The organism is Parabacteroides sp. AF48-14, assembly GCF_003477465.1.
Classification (GTDB): Bacteria; Bacteroidota; Bacteroidia; order Bacteroidales; family Tannerellaceae; genus Parabacteroides; species Parabacteroides acidifaciens.
The window spans coordinates 13,198-34,003 of the sequence record NZ_QUDI01000038.1; the positions used below are offsets into that span (position 1 = coordinate 13,198).

Genomic DNA, 20,806 nt, shown 5'->3' on the forward strand with positions numbered 1-20,806 from the left:
GACCTTCACGCTTGTTTACACAGCCCTTTATTTTGTCAAATAGACCTTCTCTGTCTCTTTTGCGATATTATCCCAATCGTATTTTGACAGATCATATGTCTGATTCGTCTGTCCATTGTTTAACAAATCCTTAATATGATGCATCATATCTTCTATATCATCCAATTTGAAATAATTCTTTTCCGGCAAACCGACAGCTTTGTTTGCCGGAATATCACTGACCAATACTTTTTGCCGGCAGGCCATTGCCTCTAACAAGGTGATCGGCAAACCTTCATGAGAAGAAGGAAGGACAAACAATGCTGCATGTTTATATAATTGATACAACTTTTCCCCCTTGACAATGCCCGGAATGATTACTTCATTCTCAAGGGCGAATGTCTTGAGAAAATGTGCATACGATGTTGGATAATCCGTATCCCCGGCAATTATTAATTTGTAATCTTTAAGATGAAGTTTTATATATGCCTCAATCAGTTTGTCAAATCTTTTTTCTTCCACAAACCGGCCGACAGCCAATATATATTTACCGGGAGATAAATTGATACTATCCAAATAATCCGTAGAATCAGTGATTCCATCAAAAGATGTAATTCCATTAAAGATAAGGTGTACCCGTTTTACCCGCTTATATTTTTCTTTCAGAATATCCGAAATAACAGTGGATATGGATATAATATCCTTTGCCCCCATTGCCGCAAAACGTTCCCCTAACCGAAGTATGAATTTTGCAAATATTCCCCATTTGTCCCGATCATAATCCGGACCGTGATGCGTCATAACAACCCGGAGGCCTAACAGCCTGGCCAAAGGGATCATAACAGAAGGGCCTATTGCCTGAACGTGAAGAATGTCTGCACGCACTTTTTTGGCATACAAAATACCTAAGGCGGTATGAACAGCGGCTTCCAAGCCCGATATGGAAGGGCTTGGAATATCCTTGAATTTAACACCTCTATATTCAGAGCGAGGAGGATTCTCTTTCACAAAGTTCTTCCTTCTGACCACTATGATTTCATGTCCCATCTTTGCTATTCTGGGAAATAACTCCTCACAATGTGTCTCTACTCCACCTTGTATATTAGGAAAGCCTCTTAGCCCGACGACCACTATTCTCATAATTTTTCTTTTAAAGAACCTTGCTCCGGATCCTGACCTACATCATACCATTTCTTCTCTAAACACAAAGGCTTATTCAACAGGCTATTCATTTTGTTCTTTATAACCCATTGCAACGGATAGCGAATATACTTTTTCATAACAGGAGACGCAGTACCTACCATCCAGCAGTTTTTAGGACATTTGCGAACTTGTTCTCTGACTCTTTGAGCCTGTTCGCTTTGCCAGATTTCCTGAAAATCAGTCACATTACGGATATTTCCCATACTTTCTTTCCAATACTTATCTTCAAGGCCATTGCATGGATACACCTCGCCGTAAGGATCGACAAAGAAGTTAACCAAACCAGCCTCACAAGGCAGCATTCTCCGGTTTCCTTCGATATAATTGATCAATCCGTTATTAAAAAATGCCCTGAACCAGGATTTGGGAGACGACTCTTGCATCTGCAAAGAAATAAGTTTCTCAAAATTGGAAATAACCTCCGTCTTATTGGTTATGACATTGTCATACTTGTGAAAATAGTATGAATTATGAAACGCAGCCGTAGCAAATTCAAGATTCAATTGTTTGGCCAAATGATATAAGGATAGCATATCCTCTGAATTATTATTCGATACGGTTATGCCAAATCCGATATCCTTAACCCCCATTTCACGTAATGCAAGAAGCGTTCTCAGGCCTTTATCAAATCCACCTTTACGGCCTCTCAATTCATCATTCTTCTGAGATAATCCTTCAATGCTTATCCTGACACCTATATTCGGATATTTTTCAGCCAATTTGATAACACGGTCTTCAAACCAGCCGGATGTAGAAATAACCACACGCGGCGACTTCTTGAAAAGGACTTCTACAATTTCATCCAGGTCTTCCCGTATGAAAGGCTCTCCTCCTGTAATATTGACAAACTTCACATTAGGCAACAGTTCCAATTCCTTTGGTTGGATTTCTTTACTTTTCTCCGTAGGATTCTGCCAAATGTCACACATTTTACACTGCATGGGGCACCGATAGGTTGTGATGATACACATATCGGTGGGACTTTGTATTTTACTTTGTTGATTAGTCATTTGCTTTTATTGTTTCTTTCTTACAAAACGAAGATAATCTATTCTGTATTGTAAGACAAGTTAATTAAAAAAACTTCTTGTGTACAGTTTATAAACCATACACTTTTATGAGATGCTCATAATATGTTTCTGCGCTTAATTTTCTTTGTGCTCTCTCTGCAATAGTCTGGTAGTCAAAGGACGCATTGAACATCTCGGTTATTTTCCCTGATAAATCAGAAACGTTCCGACTTTCAAAATACATACCATTTACATTTTCTTCTATCAGTTCCGGAATCGCACCAATGCGTGCTCCCAATATCGGAGTTCCTACACATTCCGCTTCTATGATTACAAGTCCTAAAACTTCATACCATTCCGAAGGAACAACTATAAAACGAGCTTTACTTACAATCGTTTTTACTTCCTCCCATGATTTAAAGCCCAAAAAGTCAATCGGTGCATCCTTATTTACCTTAGCAGCCAGTTCGTCTTTCAAAGGGCCGTCTCCTACGATTTTTAATTTATATGGCAACTGATTGGCTGCTTCTATTAAAGTCGTAACTCCCTTTTCGGAAGACAAACGTCCGACATAACAATAGTAGTCCTCTTTGTTATAATCAACATTCACGTATTTCTTTTTATCCACAAAATGATAGAGCTGGGTAATCTTTGAAGAGGAAAATCCTCCAGACTTCATTTTTCCCAACATGAACTGGCTCGGAGCAATAAACTGGTCCGTACATTTCTCCAGCCTGTCCCGGTTCCATTTCCTGGCTTCCAGATACGCAATAGAACTCGCTATATATGAATGTTTAAGACATTTATATTTTACCACATTATGCAGATTATCCAAACACTGTTCGCAAATCGTTCCATTTTGTAAACAGTCATAACGAGGACAAAGCAATTTATAATCATGCAATGTCCAAAAGACTTTGATTCCCCGGCTATGCGCCAGTTCCGCAATAACAGGAGAAAGCTGCGAATGAATATTATTCAAATGGACAATATCCGGTTTGAAGTCATCCAATAAGGCATTGAATTTTTGTATGACATCAGCCGTTCCGAATGGACGCATAACCGCTTTAAAAGAGCTCACTCCCATCCCGAACTTAACCTCTTCCGGAAAATATTTATTCCATGGCGTTTGCAATGTCTCCGGATGCTGCATGGCAAAAACCGCGACATCATGACCATGGGATTGTAATAATCCAACCAAGTCGATCGTATAAATACAATCTCCCCCTCTTGGATAATAGAATTTATTCGCTACAAGTATTCTTGCCATAAGAATTATTTTGAAGACAATACTTTTTTATTCTTATCTTGCGCTACTATATGCCTTATGTCTGAGAACAAAAGTCCCAAAAGCACCATCATAAATAATCCACGATTGTGTGTTATTGTAGAATCGGTAGTACATTCGATCATGAAAAAGAGAATAATCATCAACGCCATTAATGCCTCTTTATACGCAAATTTATGGCTCCTCAATGCTTTTAGCGCCAAGTTTCCCCAAAACAGGAAAAATAAACAAATGCCGACATATCCAAACTGAGCCAATGCCGGATAATATGTATCTGCGATAAAAGAGCCAAAATGTTTACTTAATCCATATATTCCATCCATTCCATAGTGATTATATAATGGCGAATAATATACACTGGACGCGTAAGTCGCATAAGATCCGAATCCGGACCCAAAAGGGAAATAGTCGGACAAAATATCAGGTGCATAGAAATAGAGTGCCGCCCGTGCAATAGAGTCTTGTATCTTTTCATCATCACCCAAAAAGTCTCCTCCGCTAATAAAATAGATATTCATCTTTTTATAAGTAAAAAATAAAACCAGTGCAAGGACAATAGAGCACAAAATGATATTTTTTATATTCAGCTTAAACTTAAATGACGGCTTTACAAATAGGATCATTGCTACACAAATAATAAAGAATCCATAAAATTTGGAACGCTCGGATAATAATCCGACCACCATCAATAATATAAATATTGCTTTATCCCTTTGGGTGAAGTCACTGCAATACAGATACAAAAGACTGATAATCGAAACTGAAGTCGCCAACCGGGATGGATGCATCGATATGTAATTAAGATTGGTTGGAGATATTTGATATGCAATTCCCACCCCTAACAGGTAAATGCCAAGAACAATACATATTTCGCATATCAATTTCTTGTAGGTTGGAGATACTACAGGTTTGATTGCATAAACACAGAAAAAGCCGAGATAGGGTTTGTATTGTACGACAAAATCAGTAATTATAGCGGCTTTGCTATTACTCCCTATATAAAAAGAATAGCACAGATAAAAAAGAAAGACAGCCGTAGTCACCAAAAACATCTTGTTTACTTCCCAATGCGGAGTGGAAAAAACATATTTGAGAAATAAGACAAACAGCAATAAAGAACACAGCTCATCCGTGTAATCAAATCCAATTGTATCATACAGAATCACTCCGAATATGAGAGTGAATATTAGTAACCGGCTAAAGTTTTTATTTATAAAGTCTTGTACCATTATATCCAGTTTGTAACAAAAACGTTTTTCTTATCTATTTATTATGCTTTACGCCCTATTTCTTTGGCTCTTAACAACGAAACAAGCCGTTTTGCAATCTCATGAACCAGCCAACTGAAAAGAACCGTCATAACAACCGAGAGGATGAGAAAGGTTCCGCTCCTTAGCGATGGACAGAAATAGGCCAATATACCCATTATAAGCCCATGCGATAAATAAATCTCAAAAGATATATCGCCCAGGAACCTCCCTACTCTATTGCCGAAAATTCTTTTTTGAGAGACCAAAAACAAAAGAGTAATTATAGATATGCCAAGAAGCACTTTCAACAGATACTCTCCATAAAACCAATCGGTTTTGAACTTCAGATAAAGCAAGCCCAGGAGAGCGCTCAAGAACGAAAAGGCTATAATTTTGACAAGCCGTTGCGCATTGAACCAAGTTAAAGCCCGAGGGAAAAAGCGATATAACAACAATCCCCATACCAGTCCATAGCGTTCATAGCACCATCCCGAAACATTTGCGCCATCACCTCCTTCGCTAAAATAAAGATACAGGCTCGAACCTACTACGCCAGCAATAAGCAAACCGTCCGTAATCCAAGTCTTCTCCACCTTTAACCATTTGCCAAGCATCATCACACAATAGAACAACAAACAATATTGAAGTAAAACCTTTACATATCCATTGATCTCAACAAGGACAGCTAAACTCTTATTATTCAAGATTCCCATTTGATATGCGAACGCAAACAAATTAATCAGGAAACAGGGTATAAGAAGGCTCACCAACCTGTTCCGCCAAAAATGCTTTAAATATCCGGGCTTCCTTTCCACACTTAACTGCATGCCATAAGCAGAAATAAAAAAGAATAAAGTCACTGCGACATAAGCAAAACTTCCGACACCGTCCTGAAGGGGATTCTGATAGGACGGATCTACATGTACGAGCAGTACCACAATCGCGCACAAACCCTTCAATGTATTTGTATAATCTTTAGAGAAGAAATTTTTCTCATCACCACTTCTACTTTGCCACAAAGCCGCGAATAACAAAAACAAAAGGATCAACGAGGTTAATAAAATATCGTACATAATGCTATGATAGTTGTTTTAATCTCTTTGCCAAAAGAATTATTTATATTTAGAGCGCCTTCACTTTCGTCTTAAACAGCAATGATTCGATTACTGCCTGTTGACAAATGTACTACTTTATCGGGACTCCCACAACAAAAGCAACGACTCTTTAGGATTGGAAATCATTTATTACCTTTCAAATTTCCGATCTGAATATCTCCATATTTTTCCAATAGTCCCGGATGCACGGCATGACCGGAAAAATGAATCTTAACAGTTGGAGGCAGTAAAAGCACTGCGGTTGAACTTATTGTATAGGCATCTTTAAACCGCACACCTAATAACGTCAACAGTTCCATCGGTATCGGTTTATCAAATACATACACACCGGGAAAAGCGGTCTTATAATCAACCATATCACGAGGATGTCTCTTGATGAGAAGTTTGTCTTTGTCCACATTCTCCAGCATCTTACGATAAATGCCAATGAGCCCGTCAAGCGTTATTTCATCAGCAAAGGGCTGTGTGAAAAGAACTGTATCTTTCTGAGAAAGCTCTTTCAGCATCTCAAAGTCAATGGAAAAAAAACTGCAAATCCGCCCTTTTTCACTTTCCTCCAAAGCATCCCACATCTGAGGCAGATCGATAAGAATTGCTTTTTGTTTTAATTCTTCCGGAATACTTTTCATTCCTGTCAGGATAACCTTCTCCGCATAGGAGGATTTACCTAACGGCCTCTTTGTCGACAATGGGCCAAATAAGAGATTCCTGATTAAAAGTTCGATCCCCGAATACTCGACAAATCCAAAAGGATTATCACAATAATTGCCCATGCCATCCTCCAAGACGGTCATTCTTCTATTTCCGGTCAAGGAGGGGGTAAAACAAAGATGGTCATGCCCATATAAATCAGCTGATGTTAAAAAAGGCCATTTAAAAGGAGCGACCAATCTCAATTTCAGACGAAGCCAAAGTCTTGATATAAAGTTACGCTTTGGGAAATCTTTGGAAGGGATGTAATAATGGTTAGGGAACCTATTTCTTATCGAGGCATCGATTCCATCCGAAAAGAAGAAAAATGTATGACCCGTTTCTTCTTTACTACTGATCAACAAATAAATAAACAATGAATAAACCGTATCGACTATACAAACCCTCGAAAAACGGGGGATAGAATATTTATGCATAGAATATTATATTAAATTCAACAAATCATATCAGTTTATATATACGACGACTGTATAAAAATACGCCTAAAGTAATCATCATGTTTACAATCATCGTTACATAAGCCGTGTACATCACCGAATACCGCGTTAGCAACACGGATAGCAGCACATGAAAGAGAGACATTGAAAATGTTATATACATTAGTTTTTTTGTCTTCTTATAATAGAACAGATAATTCACAAACAAATAATATACACATTGGAAAAAAGCGCCCATGCATAACGGGAACAGATAGGGTACTGCATCTTTATATTTAGGAACAAATACCGGTATAAAGATAGAAGTTCCGACATAAACACATAATGTAACAATTGCAAAAAACAAAGTCATGACTTTAGTCTGCTTCAATAAACGGCTGGATGTATCCGCCTCTATATTGGCAAGGTTCTTATATATATATACCGAGTTTGTCGCATTAAAAGCCAAGCCTATAATCTGAATAATATTAGCAAAATTATAAGCGAAGCTGTATATTCCGACTTGGGCAGCCATATAAAAGTAATTAATCACATACCGATCCAAGCCTTGACGAATCCAGGCGGAAGCGCTATGAGGAATTAATGGGATACCGAAAGCCAAAGCAGACTTTACGGTTTCTTTATTTGGTATCAGCCTTTGAAGATAGCCCCTTCTTATCAGGAAATAGATACTGACGAAAAAGAACAGCATACTGACGGCAACCTGTGCGTACACTCGTCCCAACCACCCCCAATGGAAGCCAATAACCAGAATTAAAGTCAAGATAAAGTTTGCAAGAACTGTTGAGACACTATATATTCCATAGGAAAGAGGATTTTCTTCCAAACGCCAAATATCCAGATTAACAGTGGAAAAGACTTGCATATAGCAAACCAACAGCCCCAACCATTGATACTCAGCAGACAATCCGATTATCCGTTCAAAAAAAGAGGAAAAGGACAAGAGCAGTAATGAAAAAACAAGAAATGAAGCGGAAGACAGGCATAAAACCGTACTTAACATCCGCCGAAGTTGCGTTTTCTCTGCAGAAAAAAAATCGACAGCAATAATACCCGTCGCATTCAATGAAATAAAAATAGCCAACAATGTCACAAACGTATTAAACAGATTCAACTCCCCATATTCGGAAGGGGGGATAAAGCTGGCTAATACCAATAACAGTAAGAAGCCGATGCCACTATTCAGAAAAGAGAAGAAAGCGAATAACGTTCCGTTCCTGAACAATGTATTAGTCCGTATCTTATTTATCAAAGCAAAAGACATGCTACTTTCCTTTATTCATTACAGCTTCCAGATACATCCAATCTGTAAGGGTATCTAAATCGACTGACATATCCAGTGGCATAACATATTTACGTATTTTCTTAAAACTATCGAAATACCCCTTACGCAATGATTCTACATTAAAAACATAAATAGCCCCGTTAAACATCCAGACAGAAGGAGTATCCTGGCGTCTTCTAAAAGCGCCATCGCCCTTTGAGATACGAAGATACCCATCCCTGTTTTCCTCGAATAAATTATAATATGGATTTTGAGGGGATTCGCATACGGAAACAATGGCATCAACAGACTTATCATATAACCCGATAGCTTCCGTTACCTGCCGGGCAGTCCGCAGTGGAGAAGTCGGTTGCAAAAGGACTACCGCATCATAGCAAACCCCTAAGTTCTCATAAAAATCGATTGCATGCAAAATGACCTCGTATGTACCGGCTGAATCTGTCGCAAGAAAATCAGGTCTTTTAAACGGAACTGCCAGACCATAAGATGTAACAACCCGTATAATTTCATCGTCATCGGTCGAGACACAGATATTACTGTCGTCCGTCAATTGACGGGCCACATCAATCGAATAAGCAATTAAAGGCTTTCCCGATAACTGTTTTATATTCTTATGAGGAATACCTTTACTTCCCCCTCTCGCCGGTATCAAATACAACAATCTCATTATTCAATTATAAATGGTTTACTAATTCCTGAGCTTTATCAAAATCTTCAAACTTACCGATATCCAGCCAATAGCCGGTAATAGGATAACGTATGACTTTATAGCCCTTCGAGATTAACAGATTAAGGAAATCCGTCGCATCAAAAAACGTATTTGAAGGAATAAGTTCCAATAAATCTTTCTTTATCAAGTATATGCCGGCATTAGCATAATAATTGAATGTCGGCTTTTCTTTTATGCCTCTAATCTCCCGCCCTTCCAAATCAAATATCCCATACGGAACCGAAACAGAGTAAGGCACTGCAGCCACAGACATATCAGCCTGATGCTCTGAAAAATGAGAGAAGAAATCTTCGTAATTTATATTTGTAAATAAATCCGAATTCATCACCAATACCGTATCATGATGAAAATGTTCTACGAACCTGATCGACCCTATCGTTCCTAAATACTGCGGTTCGCGAATACAACGTATGTTGGAATTCACACGGGATTCGGCTATATACGACTCAATCTGTTCCTTTAAATAATTTACGGTTATTGAAATATGATCGACACCGTATTCGATCAAACGATCTATATTATAATCGATAATCGGTTTATTGCCAACCTTCAACAATGGCTTGGGGACTGTCTCCGTCAACGGACGTAAACGCAATCCTTTTCCTCCCGCCATTAAAACCGCATCTACCGGTAAAATAGACTTCTGTTTCTGAAGGTTATATATTTTAATTATATGCTTATCACAATCCAAATAGGGCAATAAGACTATCTTCTTCGATTTTAGCGTTTTTATTTCATCAATAGAAATATTGCCATATTGTAAATAATGGAAATTTCGATTCATGGCCAAAGAAACAGGAGCATCCAATGTAACCCCTTTAATCAGGCACCGGCGAATATCTCCATCTGTCAACGAACCGACCATTCTCCCCTGACCGTCTACGACAAACAGAGTTAAGATATCATTGGATAGTTGATTCAATGAAACTAAAGCCTCCCCGATATTTAGATTTTCATCTATAATATATTTTGAGTTTGCATCCATATTACAAATTATAAAATGATTTTTGAATCAGGTTTTCCAATGGATAAGTTTTCAACTGAGAAACAATCATGTCTGTAGTCCCCTCCTTTTCATACGGATTACTCCGCAATTTTGAAGCTGATTGAATTGTTTCAGAGAAAATTAATCTAAAACCCTGTTCTATTTCTTCCGTCGACGTTCCGCAGTGCACCACGCTTTTTGCAGCAATACGCCCCTTTTGACGGTTTCCGATATCCAGAGTCGGTATTCCGAAACTCGGAACTTCCAAAATGCCGCTCGAAGAATTACCAATCGCAGCAGAGACATATTTCAATGCGGAAAGATAACGAAGCTTGCCTAAAGACTTAAAAGCGATTGCCCGGTCTTCATTCTTTGCAACAAAATCTTTTATGCAGTCTATTATGACACGCCCGTCCGTATCCGAATTCGGGAGTGTAAAAAGAATCCGATACTCCGGATGCCTTGCCAAGACTTCCAACAAATTGTCGCATTGTTCCCGCGCCGTACACGTTTCCAAAGTCACGGGATGGAACGTGACAAGCAGAGACTTGTCGCCTAACTTAAAACCCAAGCTATTCTCCAATTCCTCTTTCGATAGGAAAGAACCTTTTTTTATATTTTCAACTCCGATAGCCCCTACATTAAACACCCGATCCGGGCTTTCTCCCAACTGGATCACCCTTTTCCGATATTCTTCCGTCGATGTGAAATGCAAATGGCTCATCTTGGTAATCGCATGGCGGATCGCATCGTCATAGGCTCCTTCCGTAATCTCCCCTCCGTGCAGGTGGGCCACAGGAATCTTAAAAAACAAGGCAGCAGAAACGGCTGCCAAGATTTCATACCGATCGCCTAAAACAACAATCAGGTCAGGACGCAGATCTTCATAGGCATCGGCAAAACCAATCATGCCTAATCCCACGGATTTTGCCGTGGCACTCGATGTATCCGACGAAAGCAGCATCTCAACCCGTTTATCGATAACAAAGCCATCCTTCTCGATTTCTTTGTATGTCAAGCCAAATTCAGGAGAAAGGTGCATATTGGTTGCTATGACCTGTAGTTTTAAATCTTCAGATTCATCTATTTGCTTCATAAGGCCACTTAGTAAGCCATACTCAGCCCGACTGCCGGTTATAACGCATATCTTTCTCATAATTCTATCAGATCATCCGGTTCATATATTCTTGTCGCCGCTTTCCCTAACACATCCAACCATTTCATGGGAGAAATGCCGTTTCCCGGACGTTTTACAGTCAGATTCTGTTCTGTAAAAATCTCACCTTTCTCTATTTTGGATGCAGCAACAATGCTTTTCCGGGCAACTTCTATATTTTTAGCTTCCGAAGGGCTTACCCGTTTTTCAGCATCCCCTAAAGCTTTTTCTATATTCCGAATCGATGAAACCATTCTCTTCAGTTCATCCGGCTCCAAAGAGGCTTTATGATCCGGCCCCTCCAAATTCCGGTCCAAAGTAAAATGTTTTTCTATGACAGAAGCCCCTAATGCGACAGCCGCGACAGGGACCTCTATACCTCTTGTATGATCGGAATATCCGACTTTGACATGAAATCTCGCGGCTATAGACTGCATAGCCCGCAAATTCACATCTTCCATAGGGGTCGGATATTCTGTATTACAATGTAGCACAATTATATCATCATGCCGGACACCATTTTCCACCAGGACAGCCAACGCTTCTTCTATTTCCCGGTATCCGCTCATTCCAGAAGACAGGATTACAGGTTCTCCTATTCGGGCAATCTTCCTTAAATAAGGATAGTTAGTAATTTCTCCCGAAGGAATTTTCCACAATCCCAAATGAAGTTCTGCAAGAAAATCGATACTGTCCAAATCAAAAGCAGTAGAGAAGAACTTCACTCCTTTCTTTGTACAATAATCTGTCAAGATCAAATGCTGTTCGCGAGTAAGTTCCAGTTGCTTCAGCATCTGGTATTGGGAATTGTTGCCATCATGCAGGTTCCTTTGCTGATACTCAGCTTTGACAGCATTCTTTGAAACCAGTGACTCGGCTTTAAAGGTTTGAAACTTAACATAATCCACTCCTGCCTCTGCCGCCACATCAATCAACTGTTTCGCCATTTCAAGCGAGCCGTTATGATTTACACCTGCTTCTGCTATAACAAGAGTATGCTTCATATCTTACAATTTTATCTTTAATAAAGCCGGATTACCGGAATAAACGCCTTTTTTCACTATATTTTTACGCACAACACTACCGGCGGCAATCACACAAGATTCCATAATACCGACACCGTTCACCATCACAGACTGACTTCCTAAAAAGACTCCCTGGCCAACCGTACAATTGCCATTCACCATGGCTCCGGTCGAAATATGGCAAAAATCTCCAATAACAGCATCATGCTCAATATTGGCAAATGTATTAATTATGCAACCTTTCCCGACATGGGCGTCTGCATTAACCATTGCATGGTGTAATACCACACTCCCTTCGCCAATGAACGCATGACGGGAAACACGGGCTGTAGAAGCCACAACCGTAGCCAAACGACCACCAACCGATTGAATGCGTTCGTGCAATCTGATTCGCAAACTTGCATCCTTTATATGCCCTACCGTCACCAGGAACAGGGCCTTGTCTACATATTCAGCCAAGTCGTCGTCTGTTCCGACAACCGGATATCCCAAAACAGTAGTACCGACAAATTCCGGCATATCAAGTATGCCGAGTATCGTATAACCGGCACTTTCGGCTGCTTCTATCACCGACTTACAATGTCCGCCGCCACCGACCAATACTATATTACCGGGATCACTCATAATCGAACGCTGCTTGGAATATTCACAACACGTTCCTCAAACCAGTAAGTATTTGTCAGATCGTCCGTCTGGCAACCCGCAAACATCGGTTGTTTATTCATCAATCCCCAAACCGGCCGTGTCATAACTCCATGATCATTTGTATAGGTCAGAAATTCATCACGCGCCGACTTATCCGGCAATAAAACCGCATTTAACCAATAATTGGAACGGCAATCTTCCGGTTCGGAAAAAAACTCAATCGGCATATCCTTGAAAAACAGCTTATATTTTTCAGCAGTCTCACGTTTATTAGCGACAAAACGATCCAGATTTTCCATCTGCGCGCAACCTAAAGCCGCATTGATATTAGGCATACGATAATTATAACCTATATGGTCATGCATAAATTCCCAACGATGGGGCACCTTTGCCTGCGTCGTCAAGTGCTTTGCATAAGCGCCCAATTCGGCATCCCGGAACAACAACATACCACCTCCGCCGGTCGTAATCGTTTTATTGCCGTTAAAACTTAAAGCACTGATTTTGCAAAAGTACCAGTATGCCTGCCCTTATACAAACTACCGACACTTTCAGCGGCATCTTCTATTAACTCGATATGATATTGCCCACATATTTGTACAAGTTCCGCCAATCTGACAGGATGCCCGAACGTGTGCATCGGGACACAAGCTTTTATTCTCCGCCCTGTCTCTTTATTATAACAAACCCCGTCTTTTATTTCTGCAGACGTTGAAAGCCATTTCCTCAAACTATCGGGAGATAAGCCCATCGTTTCCCGGTCTACATCAATAAAAACAGGATGAGCACCTATATAACTGATTGCATTTGCGGTAGCAATAAATGTCAAAGCCTGGGATATAACCTCATCTTCACGCTCCACCCCCGCCAATAACAAAGCCATATGAAGAGCGTTCGTTCCGTTTACACAGACAACCGCCTTTGCCGCCCCTGTATATTCAGCTACCATCTCCTCAAACCGATCCACAAACTTACCGACACTCGAGACAAATGTCGTATCGATGCACTCATTCAGATATTTCTTTTCATTGCCGATAAAACAAGGGGCATGAAGAGGAATGAAGTCATCCGAATGATATAGTCCATGTATAAAATCAACTACAGGCTTATACATTATATATATCAGCTTTATATTTTCTCAAATTATCTTTATCCAAAAACCAGTTTATCGTTTCCTTCAGGCCCTCTTCCAAAGGATAAGAAGGCTCATATCCCGTTAAGGATTTTATCTTCGCATTATCTCCCCATAAACGGAAAACTTCTGAGTTCTTAGGACGGATACGGGCCTGGTCCTCTATGAACTTAACGTCCGAATTCATCAGACGGGCTATTAAATTCAAAGTATCGCGCATCGAAATTTCATTGTTGCTGCAGATATTGACCTCTTGTCCTACTGCGGCGTCACATTTAGACAATTCGATAAACCCTTTACAAGTATCCTTCACGAAATTAAAATCGCGGGTCGGAGTCAAATCTCCCAGCTTTATCTCTTTCTTTCCATTCGCAATTTGCGTTATAATGGTCGGGATAATAGCCCGGGCCGATTGACGGGGACCGTATGTATTGAACGGTCTGACTAACACGACCGGCAAAGCGAAAGCATTATAGAAACTCATAGCAATCGCATCCGCTCCGATCTTCGTTGCAGAATAAGGAGACTGCGGTTGCTTGGGATGGCTTTCGTCAATCGGGACATAACGGGCTGTACCATACACTTCCGAAGTAGAGGTTACGAGTACTCTTTTCACTCCGTTTTCTTTTGCAGCCTGGCAAATGTTCAAAGTTCCTTTTATATTCGTGTCCACATAGCTGTCCGGCGCAACATAAGAATAGGGAATTGCAATCAATGCCGCCAGATGGAAGATAATCTCGACATCCCGGGTTATATGCTTGCAGAAATGCGGATCACGCACATCGCCTGTCACTACCTCCAAATCAGGATGTTTGACATCATTCAACCATCCCCAATCATTAAAAGAATTGTAATATGAAAGCGCTTTGACTTTATAACCCTGTTCCAATAACATTTCAGTCAAATGGGAACCGATAAAACCATCAGCACCTGTAACCAATACTTTTTGCATATCTTACTTCGTTTCTTTATATTCCTTCTTTAATGCCACAAATTGCTCTTTTCCAAACAGGAATGCAACAGGAACAACCATTGTGAAAATGATCATGCCTATAAGAGCATATAATTTTCTGGGGGCAATCGATTTCTTCTTGACATATGCGGCCTCAACAATACGCGCCCGGTCCTTACTCTCTCCAATAGAGAGCATAAAATCTTCCCGCTTCTGCAAAAGGATCAGATAAAGAGCCTGGTATATTTCCTGTTGACGGCGAAAGTCGACATATTCCCTCTCCAATGTCGGAACGACTCCCATCTTATCCATGATGATTTTCTCTTTTCCTTTCAAATCATCCAGAGTCAGGTTCAAACTTTTTTTAGCATTATCGATAGACAGGAAAACGCTTTCACGTAATTGATCCACCTGCTTATTCATTTGTCCTATCAGAGGATTATCACCTTTCGTACTTTGCATGAGTCTTAAACGCTCCAACAATGCTTCATTATAAGATGAAACAGATTTAGAAGAATTCTCGCCCTCACCGGAAGCCAGCAGAATAGGGACCAGATTATATTTATTCTGAGGATCTTTCACATAAGCATCCAACAAATCCACCAAACGGGTTTGAGCCTCCAACTCTATGATCTTCATCTGCAGCTCTTTCATCTGATCAGCATAGAACTGAACGTCATATTCAATATCCGTCATCTTATTCTTGAGTTTGTAACGTTCAATGTTTACTTCAATATCCGTCAGATCGGCAACGACAGCATTTAAACGTTCATCCAGAAACCGGACACTTTTCCCACCTTCCGCTTTTTTAATGGAGTCTTCTTGCGAATTATAAACATCCACTAATGTCCGTAGCAGATCCAGCCCTCTCTTCTTTTCGTAATCGGTACATGAAATCTCCACCACATTCGCATTCTTCGCAAATTCATCAAACAGCAATGACTCGGACAAATCCTGTGCAACCCATATAGCCGGGGAAATTTCAAGTTTCAAAGATAAAGGCTTTATCTCGTCTTCCCGAAACGATAAAAGGAAAGAACCTTCTTCCATCTTTATTTCGGCCGGTAAAGAGTTAAATTCAAAATGTTTCTTGCCGTCCTCGTTCTTGGCGACGACTTTAACCTTTCCTGTCTTATCTATATCGACATTAAATGTTATGGGAGATCCAGATTCTTTTGTGTCAACGAATCAGCAGACAATAATAAAGGAGTATCTTCATACATTTTATATTTATAGGCATTAGGCTTATAGTAAGCGACATTCAGACCTAACTTCAAAACAACATCCTGCAAAGTAGTCGTAGACATTAACTTTGCCATTTCGTCATCCATATTAAAGCTACCGCCGCTAATGCCACCTAAGCCGAATGTCTTCATCAATCCCGAAGCATCACCGATATTCAACCCCGAACTTGAAGTACCCTTATCTTCCAACAACAAAATCTTTGTCATCATCTCATAGGTACGGGGAACCAAAATCAAATATAATAAAGCTGGAATTAACGAAATAATACCTGCCACTACAAAACATCGCCAATGACGGAAATAATAAATGATAATCTTTTTCAGATTAATTGTTTCATTATCTTGCTGAATAGATTCCATATATAATTACTTTCTTTTTAAATTAACAATTGTAATGACCATACTCGTTATAATTGAAACTGAGCTTATCACAGAAGTCAGCAACGACATCGTAAAAGAACGGTCCGCACTGGTCCGCGAACGCTGTTTATTCTTTATCGGTTCAGCGTAAACAATATCATTCTGTTGCAAATAAAAATAAGGAGAGGCAAATATGGCAGGATCAGTTAAATCCAAGCGATGGCTTTCTTTTATACCATTATTGTCACGAATCACCAAAATATTTTTCCGGTTGGCGGTCAATTGCAAATCACCTCCCAATCCTATAGCTTCCAATATTGATATTCTGTCATTCTTTATCGTATATGCACCCGGACGCGACACATCTCCCATCAGTGTAATCTTAAAGTTAAGCAACTGCACATTTACCAACGGGTTCTCCACATATTTGGAAATCATTTCTTCCATCTTATTTGCCAATTCCTGCCTCGTCAGACCTGCGGCATGTATCTTGCCCAAAACCGGGAAATTTATATTTCCATCCTGGTCTACCAAATATGTATATAAGTTTTGAGATGCGATGATTGGTTGTTCCCCTTGCGGAGTGGCCGAATATGCATATACCGGAGGATTAAAGGGTGTAACTGCTGCAGGGTCCCATGCTGTCACATTAATCGATAAAAGATCATCATTCGTTATTTTAGTCGTGTACGATTGACTCATTTTCGCCAATTGCTCAGGTGTCAAATCATCTATCCCTTGGAAATAAATCACATCTTTTGGCGCCGAACACGCACACATCAATCCACAAAAAAGGGCAAACAAATAATATTTCAATCTCATGCTATTAATTAGTATTTCTAAATTAGAACTGCAAAGATACAATTTTCTAAAGAACCTTCTACTTAAAAACTCCTTATAAAAACTGTTACTTCTATAACGATGCAAATTTTGATATATTGCTGCTTAGAGAGTAAAAAATATAGGATATTAAGCCATTTTCCCGTACTTTTGCCCCAAAAGAAATTGAAAGATGATAGAAATCGGAAAATATAATACGCTTAAGATTGTAAAGGACTTGGATTTCGGGGTTTACCTGGACGGCGGGAACGATTTGGAAATCCTTTTGCCGGCTCGTTATGTGCCTAAGAATGTAAAGCCGGGAGATGAGGTCGAAGTTTTTATTTACCATGATAATGAAGGAAGACTGATTGCAACAACGGCTAAGCCGCTTGCGCAAGTGGGAGAATTTCAGTTCATGGAGGTCAAGTCTGTCAATAATACCGGCGCATTTCTGGAATGGGGATTGATGAAAGATCTGCTGGTTCCTTTTAAAGAACAGAAAATGCCGATGCGCGAAGGGAAATGGTATCTGGTTTATGTACACCTGGACCATGTGACCGGACGCATCGTCGCTTCCGCAAGAATCGACAAATACCTGGATAACGTCATACCTGACTACACTCCGAACCAGGAAGTAGACCTGTTGGTGGCGGAAGATACCGAAATAGGATATAAAGTCATCATCAATAATACACATTGGGGACTGGTTTACCACAGTGAAGTTTTCCAACGGCTTGAAAAAGGAGAACACCTCAAAGGATATATCAAAGAAGTACGGGAAGACGAAAAGATAGATGTCAGCCTGACTCCATTAGGATATCAGAAAGTGGACGGCATTGCCAAAACAATCCTGGAATCACTGAAAGCGCAAGGCGGATATATTGCCGTACATGATAAAAGCGAGCCGGAACTTATTTACTCTTTATTCCGTTGCAGCAAGAAAGCATTCAAACAGGCTATCGGGGCCCTTTACAAACAAAAATTAATTCTTCTCGAACCGGAAGGAATCCGGTTAACAAACAAAGGCTAACCCCATAGCGTCTTAAACACATATCTAACGGGTACTTATTGTAAAAAACATCTTGAAAACCTCTCGCAGGACATCCATGAAGTTCCTTACCGAAGCTTGCGCCCGATGTAAAAAACAGGTCAGTTTCCAGTCTGTTTTTGCGAGGTGCGCAGAAAATTTCCCTGAAGTCTCGGTTCATCGCTCTGAAGTTTATCTTCGTTACCCATGAAGTCTGACTTCAGAGCAACGAAGTTCCGGGTCAGCACGATGAAGTCCGACTTCATGGAAATGAGGTGCCGACTCTTTCCGAAATCACCTTCTGCTCCTTTCCATATTTCCATATCCTTCCCTTTGTTGTTTCAAATATTCGATTCTCCGGGAGTTAAGCTTTATCAGAATGCGGGGAAGACTCTGTTCCGGTTTGACAAATGTCATGTTTTTGGGACGGACTGCGCAGGCCACCGGATTGTTTGTCACGAAAAGCGCAATTCCGGTAGCGAAAAGTCAAATTAAAATCGTACATTTTTTGAGGTGAAATAGAAAAACAGGGGGTTATTGTAAAAAAAGGGATGAATCCAAGATCCATCCCTTTCTATTTTTAATCCAATTTCAATACAGCGAGGAATGCTTTCTGCGGGACCTCGACCGTACCGATTTGCTTCATTCGTTTCTTTCCTTCTTTCTGCTTTTCCAGCAACTTTCGCTTACGGGAAATATCACCGCCATAACATTTTGCCGTCACATCTTTCCGGACTGCCTTGATGGTTTCGCGGGCGATAATCTTGGCACCGATAGCGGCCTGGATAGCAATATCGAACTGCTGTCGTGGAATCAGTTCTTTCAGTTTTTCACACATACGGCGGCCGAACGTAACGCTGTTGTCCACATGGGTTAACGTGGAAAGTGCATCCACCGGTTCGCCGTTCAGCAGGATATCGAGCTTGACCAGCTTACTGGGACGGAAGTCATGGATGTGATAATCAAACGATGCATATCCTTTGGAAATACTCTTCAGCTTATCATAGAAATCAATCACAATCTCACCCAAAGGCATATCGTAATGGATCTCCACACGGTCACCGGAAATATATTCCTGCTTGAGCAATATACCGCGTTTACCCAGACAAAGTGTCATGATAGGACCGATAAAAGTGGTATTGGTAATGACAGACGCGCGGATATACGGTTCGTCGATATGATCGATCAGCGTAGGATCGGGCAAACCGCTCGGATTATGCACTTCCGTACAAACGCCCTTCTTATCGTAAACCTTATAAGACACGTTCGGTACAGTCGTGATCACATCCATATTGAACTCACGATCCAGACGCTCCTGTACAATCTCCATATGCAACAATCCTAAGAAACCGCAACGGAAACCAAAGCCCAACGCTGCTGAACTTTCCGGCTGGAAAGTCAACGAGGCATCGTTCAACTGGAGCTTCTCCAAAGAAGCGCGCAAGTTCTCGAAATCTTCACTGTCGATCGGATAGACTCCGGCAAACACCATCGGCTTCACTTCCTCAAATCCAGAAATCGCTTCTTTGGCAGGACGGGCGACATGAGTAATCGTATCTCCCACACGCACTTCACGGGAAGTCTTGATACCGGATATGATATATCCCACATCCCCTGTACGAATCTCATCGCGGGGAGACATTGTCAACTTCAATACACCCACCTCGTCGGCGTCATACTCTTTACCGGTTGCAATAAATTTGACATGGTCCCCTTTCCGGATCACACCGTTCACAACCTTGAAATAAGCGATAATACCACGGAACGAATTAAAGACAGAGTCGAAAATCAAACACTGCAAAGGTGCTTCCGGATCCCCTTTAGGCGCCGGAACTTTTTCTACGATCGTATTCAATATGTCATAAACGCCCTCTCCTGTCTTACCGCTGGCCCGGAGAACATCTTCGCGCGGGCAGCCTAAGAGTTCGACAATCTGGTCTTCCACCTCATCCGGCATAGCGCTCGGGAGGTCTATCTTATTCATTACCGGAATGATCTCCAGATCATTTTCAATTGCCATATACAAATTGGAAATGGTCTGTGCCTGAATGCCCTGAGCAGCATCGACAATCAGCAAAGCGCCTTCGCAGGCTGCAATCGAACGGGAAACTTCATACGAAAAGTCGACATGCCCCGGAGTATCGATCAGATTCAGGATATATTCTTCTCCTTTATAGTTATACTTCATCTGGATGGCATGACTCTTGATCGTAATGCCTCGTTCACGCTCCAGGTCCATATCATCCAGCACCTGAGCTTGCAAGTCTTTGCCTTCTACTGTCTTGGTGTACTCAAGCAAACGGTCGGCCAAAGTACTTTTACCATGGTCAATATGAGCAATAATACAGAAATTGCGGATATTCTTCATCTGCTAAATTTATTTAGGTGCGCAAAGATAGGAAATTTAGCCTAAATTGTTATACTTTTGGCATACCATTTGTTGTTAATAA

19 protein-coding genes and 1 pseudogene are annotated in these 20,806 nt (G+C 40.6%); 1 reads left to right on the forward strand and 19 read right to left on the reverse strand.

Translation table 11 applies throughout. The annotated features are described in order from the left end of the window. Positions 1-27: 27 nt before the first annotated feature. The 17 genes and pseudogenes from DW083_RS16580 to DW083_RS16655 form a co-directional block, all read right to left on the reverse strand. Positions 28-1,119: a glycosyltransferase family 4 protein gene (locus tag DW083_RS16580; protein WP_122333144.1), complete on the reverse strand. Its 1,092-nt coding sequence runs from the start codon at positions 1,117-1,119 to the stop codon at positions 28-30. Beyond that, positions 1,116-2,192, reverse strand: coding sequence for a radical SAM protein (locus tag DW083_RS16585; protein WP_122333145.1), 1,077 nt, complete (start codon positions 2,190-2,192; stop codon positions 1,116-1,118). Before DW083_RS16585 ends, DW083_RS16580 begins: the two co-directional genes overlap by 4 nt. Positions 2,193-2,280: 88 nt before the next feature. Then, a complete protein-coding gene (locus DW083_RS16590; protein WP_122333146.1) occupies positions 2,281-3,462 on the reverse strand; it encodes a glycosyltransferase in 1,182 nt (393 codons plus the stop codon). Positions 3,463-3,467: 5 nt separating this feature from the next. Then, positions 3,468-4,709 (reverse strand): O-antigen ligase, encoded by a 1,242-nt coding sequence (locus tag DW083_RS16595; RefSeq protein ID WP_122333147.1) that lies wholly within the window; start codon positions 4,707-4,709, stop codon positions 3,468-3,470. 41 nt (positions 4,710-4,750) lie between these two features. Continuing rightward, positions 4,751-5,803: an acyltransferase gene (locus DW083_RS16600; protein WP_122333148.1), complete on the reverse strand. Its 1,053-nt coding sequence runs from the start codon at positions 5,801-5,803 to the stop codon at positions 4,751-4,753. 164 nt (positions 5,804-5,967) lie between these two features. Continuing rightward, positions 5,968-6,972, reverse strand: coding sequence for a glycosyltransferase family 52 (locus DW083_RS16605; protein WP_122333149.1), 1,005 nt, complete (start codon positions 6,970-6,972; stop codon positions 5,968-5,970). Between the two features lie 25 nt (positions 6,973-6,997). Then, positions 6,998-8,257 carry an oligosaccharide flippase family protein gene (locus tag DW083_RS16610; protein WP_115499471.1) on the reverse strand — a complete coding sequence of 420 codons (1,260 nt, stop codon included), beginning with the start codon at positions 8,255-8,257 and terminating at the stop codon, positions 6,998-7,000. Position 8,258: 1 nt separating this feature from the next. Beyond that, positions 8,259-8,945 carry a cytidylyltransferase domain-containing protein gene (locus DW083_RS16615; protein ID WP_122333150.1) on the reverse strand — a complete coding sequence of 229 codons (687 nt, stop codon included), beginning with the start codon at positions 8,943-8,945 and terminating at the stop codon, positions 8,259-8,261. Between the two features lie 7 nt (positions 8,946-8,952). After that, positions 8,953-9,993: a nucleotidyltransferase family protein gene (locus DW083_RS16620; RefSeq protein WP_122333151.1), complete on the reverse strand. Its 1,041-nt coding sequence runs from the start codon at positions 9,991-9,993 to the stop codon at positions 8,953-8,955. Between the two features lies 1 nt (position 9,994). Next, complete coding sequence (gene neuC / locus DW083_RS16625) at positions 9,995-11,149, reverse strand: UDP-N-acetylglucosamine 2-epimerase (RefSeq protein ID WP_122333152.1); 1,155 nt, start codon at positions 11,147-11,149, stop codon at positions 9,995-9,997. Continuing rightward, positions 11,146-12,153 (reverse strand): N-acetylneuraminate synthase, encoded by a 1,008-nt coding sequence (gene neuB, locus DW083_RS16630; protein WP_122333153.1) that lies wholly within the window; start codon positions 12,151-12,153, stop codon positions 11,146-11,148. The genes neuC and neuB overlap by 4 nt, the downstream gene beginning before the upstream one ends. 3 nt (positions 12,154-12,156) lie before the next feature. Continuing rightward, on the reverse strand, positions 12,157-12,798 hold the full coding sequence (locus DW083_RS16635) for an acetyltransferase (RefSeq protein WP_122333154.1): 642 nt from the start codon (positions 12,796-12,798) through the stop codon (positions 12,157-12,159). After that, positions 12,795-13,933, reverse strand: a pseudogene (locus tag DW083_RS16640) (LegC family aminotransferase). Before DW083_RS16640 ends, DW083_RS16635 begins: the two are co-directional and overlap by 4 nt. Next, positions 13,926-14,903, reverse strand: coding sequence for an NAD-dependent 4,6-dehydratase LegB (locus DW083_RS16645; protein ID WP_122333155.1), 978 nt, complete (start codon positions 14,901-14,903; stop codon positions 13,926-13,928). The pseudogene DW083_RS16640 and the gene DW083_RS16645 overlap by 8 nt, the downstream one beginning before the upstream one ends. A 3-nt stretch (positions 14,904-14,906) precedes the next feature. After that, entirely contained in the window at positions 14,907-15,896 is a 990-nt protein-coding gene (locus DW083_RS23050; RefSeq protein WP_233552251.1) for a hypothetical protein, read from the reverse strand. 161 nt (positions 15,897-16,057) lie between these two features. After that, on the reverse strand, positions 16,058-16,507 hold the full coding sequence (locus DW083_RS23055) for a hypothetical protein (RefSeq protein WP_233552252.1): 450 nt from the start codon (positions 16,505-16,507) through the stop codon (positions 16,058-16,060). Between the two features lie 6 nt (positions 16,508-16,513). Then, positions 16,514-17,329, reverse strand: a complete 816-nt coding sequence (locus DW083_RS16655) for a polysaccharide biosynthesis/export family protein (protein WP_115499462.1) — start codon at positions 17,327-17,329, stop codon at positions 16,514-16,516. A gap of 190 nt (positions 17,330-17,519) precedes the next feature. Here DW083_RS16655 and DW083_RS16660 point away from each other — a divergent pair, with 190 nt between their 5' ends. Beyond that, entirely contained in the window at positions 17,520-18,359 is an 840-nt protein-coding gene (locus tag DW083_RS16660) for a S1 RNA-binding domain-containing protein (protein WP_122333156.1), read from the forward strand. Positions 18,360-18,478: 119 nt separating this feature from the next. On the opposite strand, the gene DW083_RS16665 is transcribed toward DW083_RS16660, so the two are convergent. Both DW083_RS16665 and lepA read right to left on the reverse strand, forming a co-directional pair. Further along, positions 18,479-18,679: a hypothetical protein gene (locus DW083_RS16665; protein WP_115499460.1), complete on the reverse strand. Its 201-nt coding sequence runs from the start codon at positions 18,677-18,679 to the stop codon at positions 18,479-18,481. Between the two features lie 257 nt (positions 18,680-18,936). Further along, positions 18,937-20,724: a translation elongation factor 4 gene (gene lepA, locus DW083_RS16670; RefSeq protein WP_115499459.1), complete on the reverse strand. Its 1,788-nt coding sequence runs from the start codon at positions 20,722-20,724 to the stop codon at positions 18,937-18,939. Between the last annotated feature and the right edge of the window lie 82 nt (positions 20,725-20,806).

Coding starts and splice junctions, on each gene's coding strand:
- DW083_RS16595 (WP_122333147.1), bottom strand. CDS start 4,709: ATGGTACAAGACTTTATAAATAAAAACTTTAGCCGGTTACTAATATTC.
- lepA (WP_115499459.1), bottom strand. CDS start 20,724: ATGAAGAATATCCGCAATTTCTGTATTATTGCTCATATTGACCATGGT.
- neuC (WP_122333152.1), bottom strand. CDS start 11,149: ATGAGAAAGATATGCGTTATAACCGGCAGTCGGGCTGAGTATGGCTTA.
- DW083_RS16665 (WP_115499460.1), bottom strand. CDS start 18,679: ATGGAAATATGGAAAGGAGCAGAAGGTGATTTCGGAAAGAGTCGGCAC.
- DW083_RS16615 (WP_122333150.1), bottom strand. CDS start 8,945: ATGAGATTGTTGTATTTGATACCGGCGAGAGGGGGAAGTAAAGGTATT.
- DW083_RS16580 (WP_122333144.1), bottom strand. CDS start 1,119: ATGAGAATAGTGGTCGTCGGGCTAAGAGGCTTTCCTAATATACAAGGT.
- DW083_RS16585 (WP_122333145.1), bottom strand. CDS start 2,192: ATGACTAATCAACAAAGTAAAATACAAAGTCCCACCGATATGTGTATC.
- DW083_RS16600 (WP_122333148.1), bottom strand. CDS start 5,803: ATGTACGATATTTTATTAACCTCGTTGATCCTTTTGTTTTTGTTATTC.
- neuB (WP_122333153.1), bottom strand. CDS start 12,153: ATGAAGCATACTCTTGTTATAGCAGAAGCAGGTGTAAATCATAACGGC.
- DW083_RS16620 (WP_122333151.1), bottom strand. CDS start 9,993: ATGGATGCAAACTCAAAATATATTATAGATGAAAATCTAAATATCGGG.
- DW083_RS16645 (WP_122333155.1), bottom strand. CDS start 14,903: ATGCAAAAAGTATTGGTTACAGGTGCTGATGGTTTTATCGGTTCCCAT.
- DW083_RS16590 (WP_122333146.1), bottom strand. CDS start 3,462: ATGGCAAGAATACTTGTAGCGAATAAATTCTATTATCCAAGAGGGGGA.
- DW083_RS16655 (WP_115499462.1), bottom strand. CDS start 17,329: ATGAGATTGAAATATTATTTGTTTGCCCTTTTTTGTGGATTGATGTGT.
- DW083_RS16605 (WP_122333149.1), bottom strand. CDS start 6,972: ATGCATAAATATTCTATCCCCCGTTTTTCGAGGGTTTGTATAGTCGAT.
- DW083_RS23055 (WP_233552252.1), bottom strand. CDS start 16,507: ATGGAATCTATTCAGCAAGATAATGAAACAATTAATCTGAAAAAGATT.
- DW083_RS16635 (WP_122333154.1), bottom strand. CDS start 12,798: ATGAGTGATCCCGGTAATATAGTATTGGTCGGTGGCGGCGGACATTGT.
- DW083_RS16610 (WP_115499471.1), bottom strand. CDS start 8,257: ATGTCTTTTGCTTTGATAAATAAGATACGGACTAATACATTGTTCAGG.
- DW083_RS16660 (WP_122333156.1), top strand. CDS start 17,520: ATGATAGAAATCGGAAAATATAATACGCTTAAGATTGTAAAGGACTTG.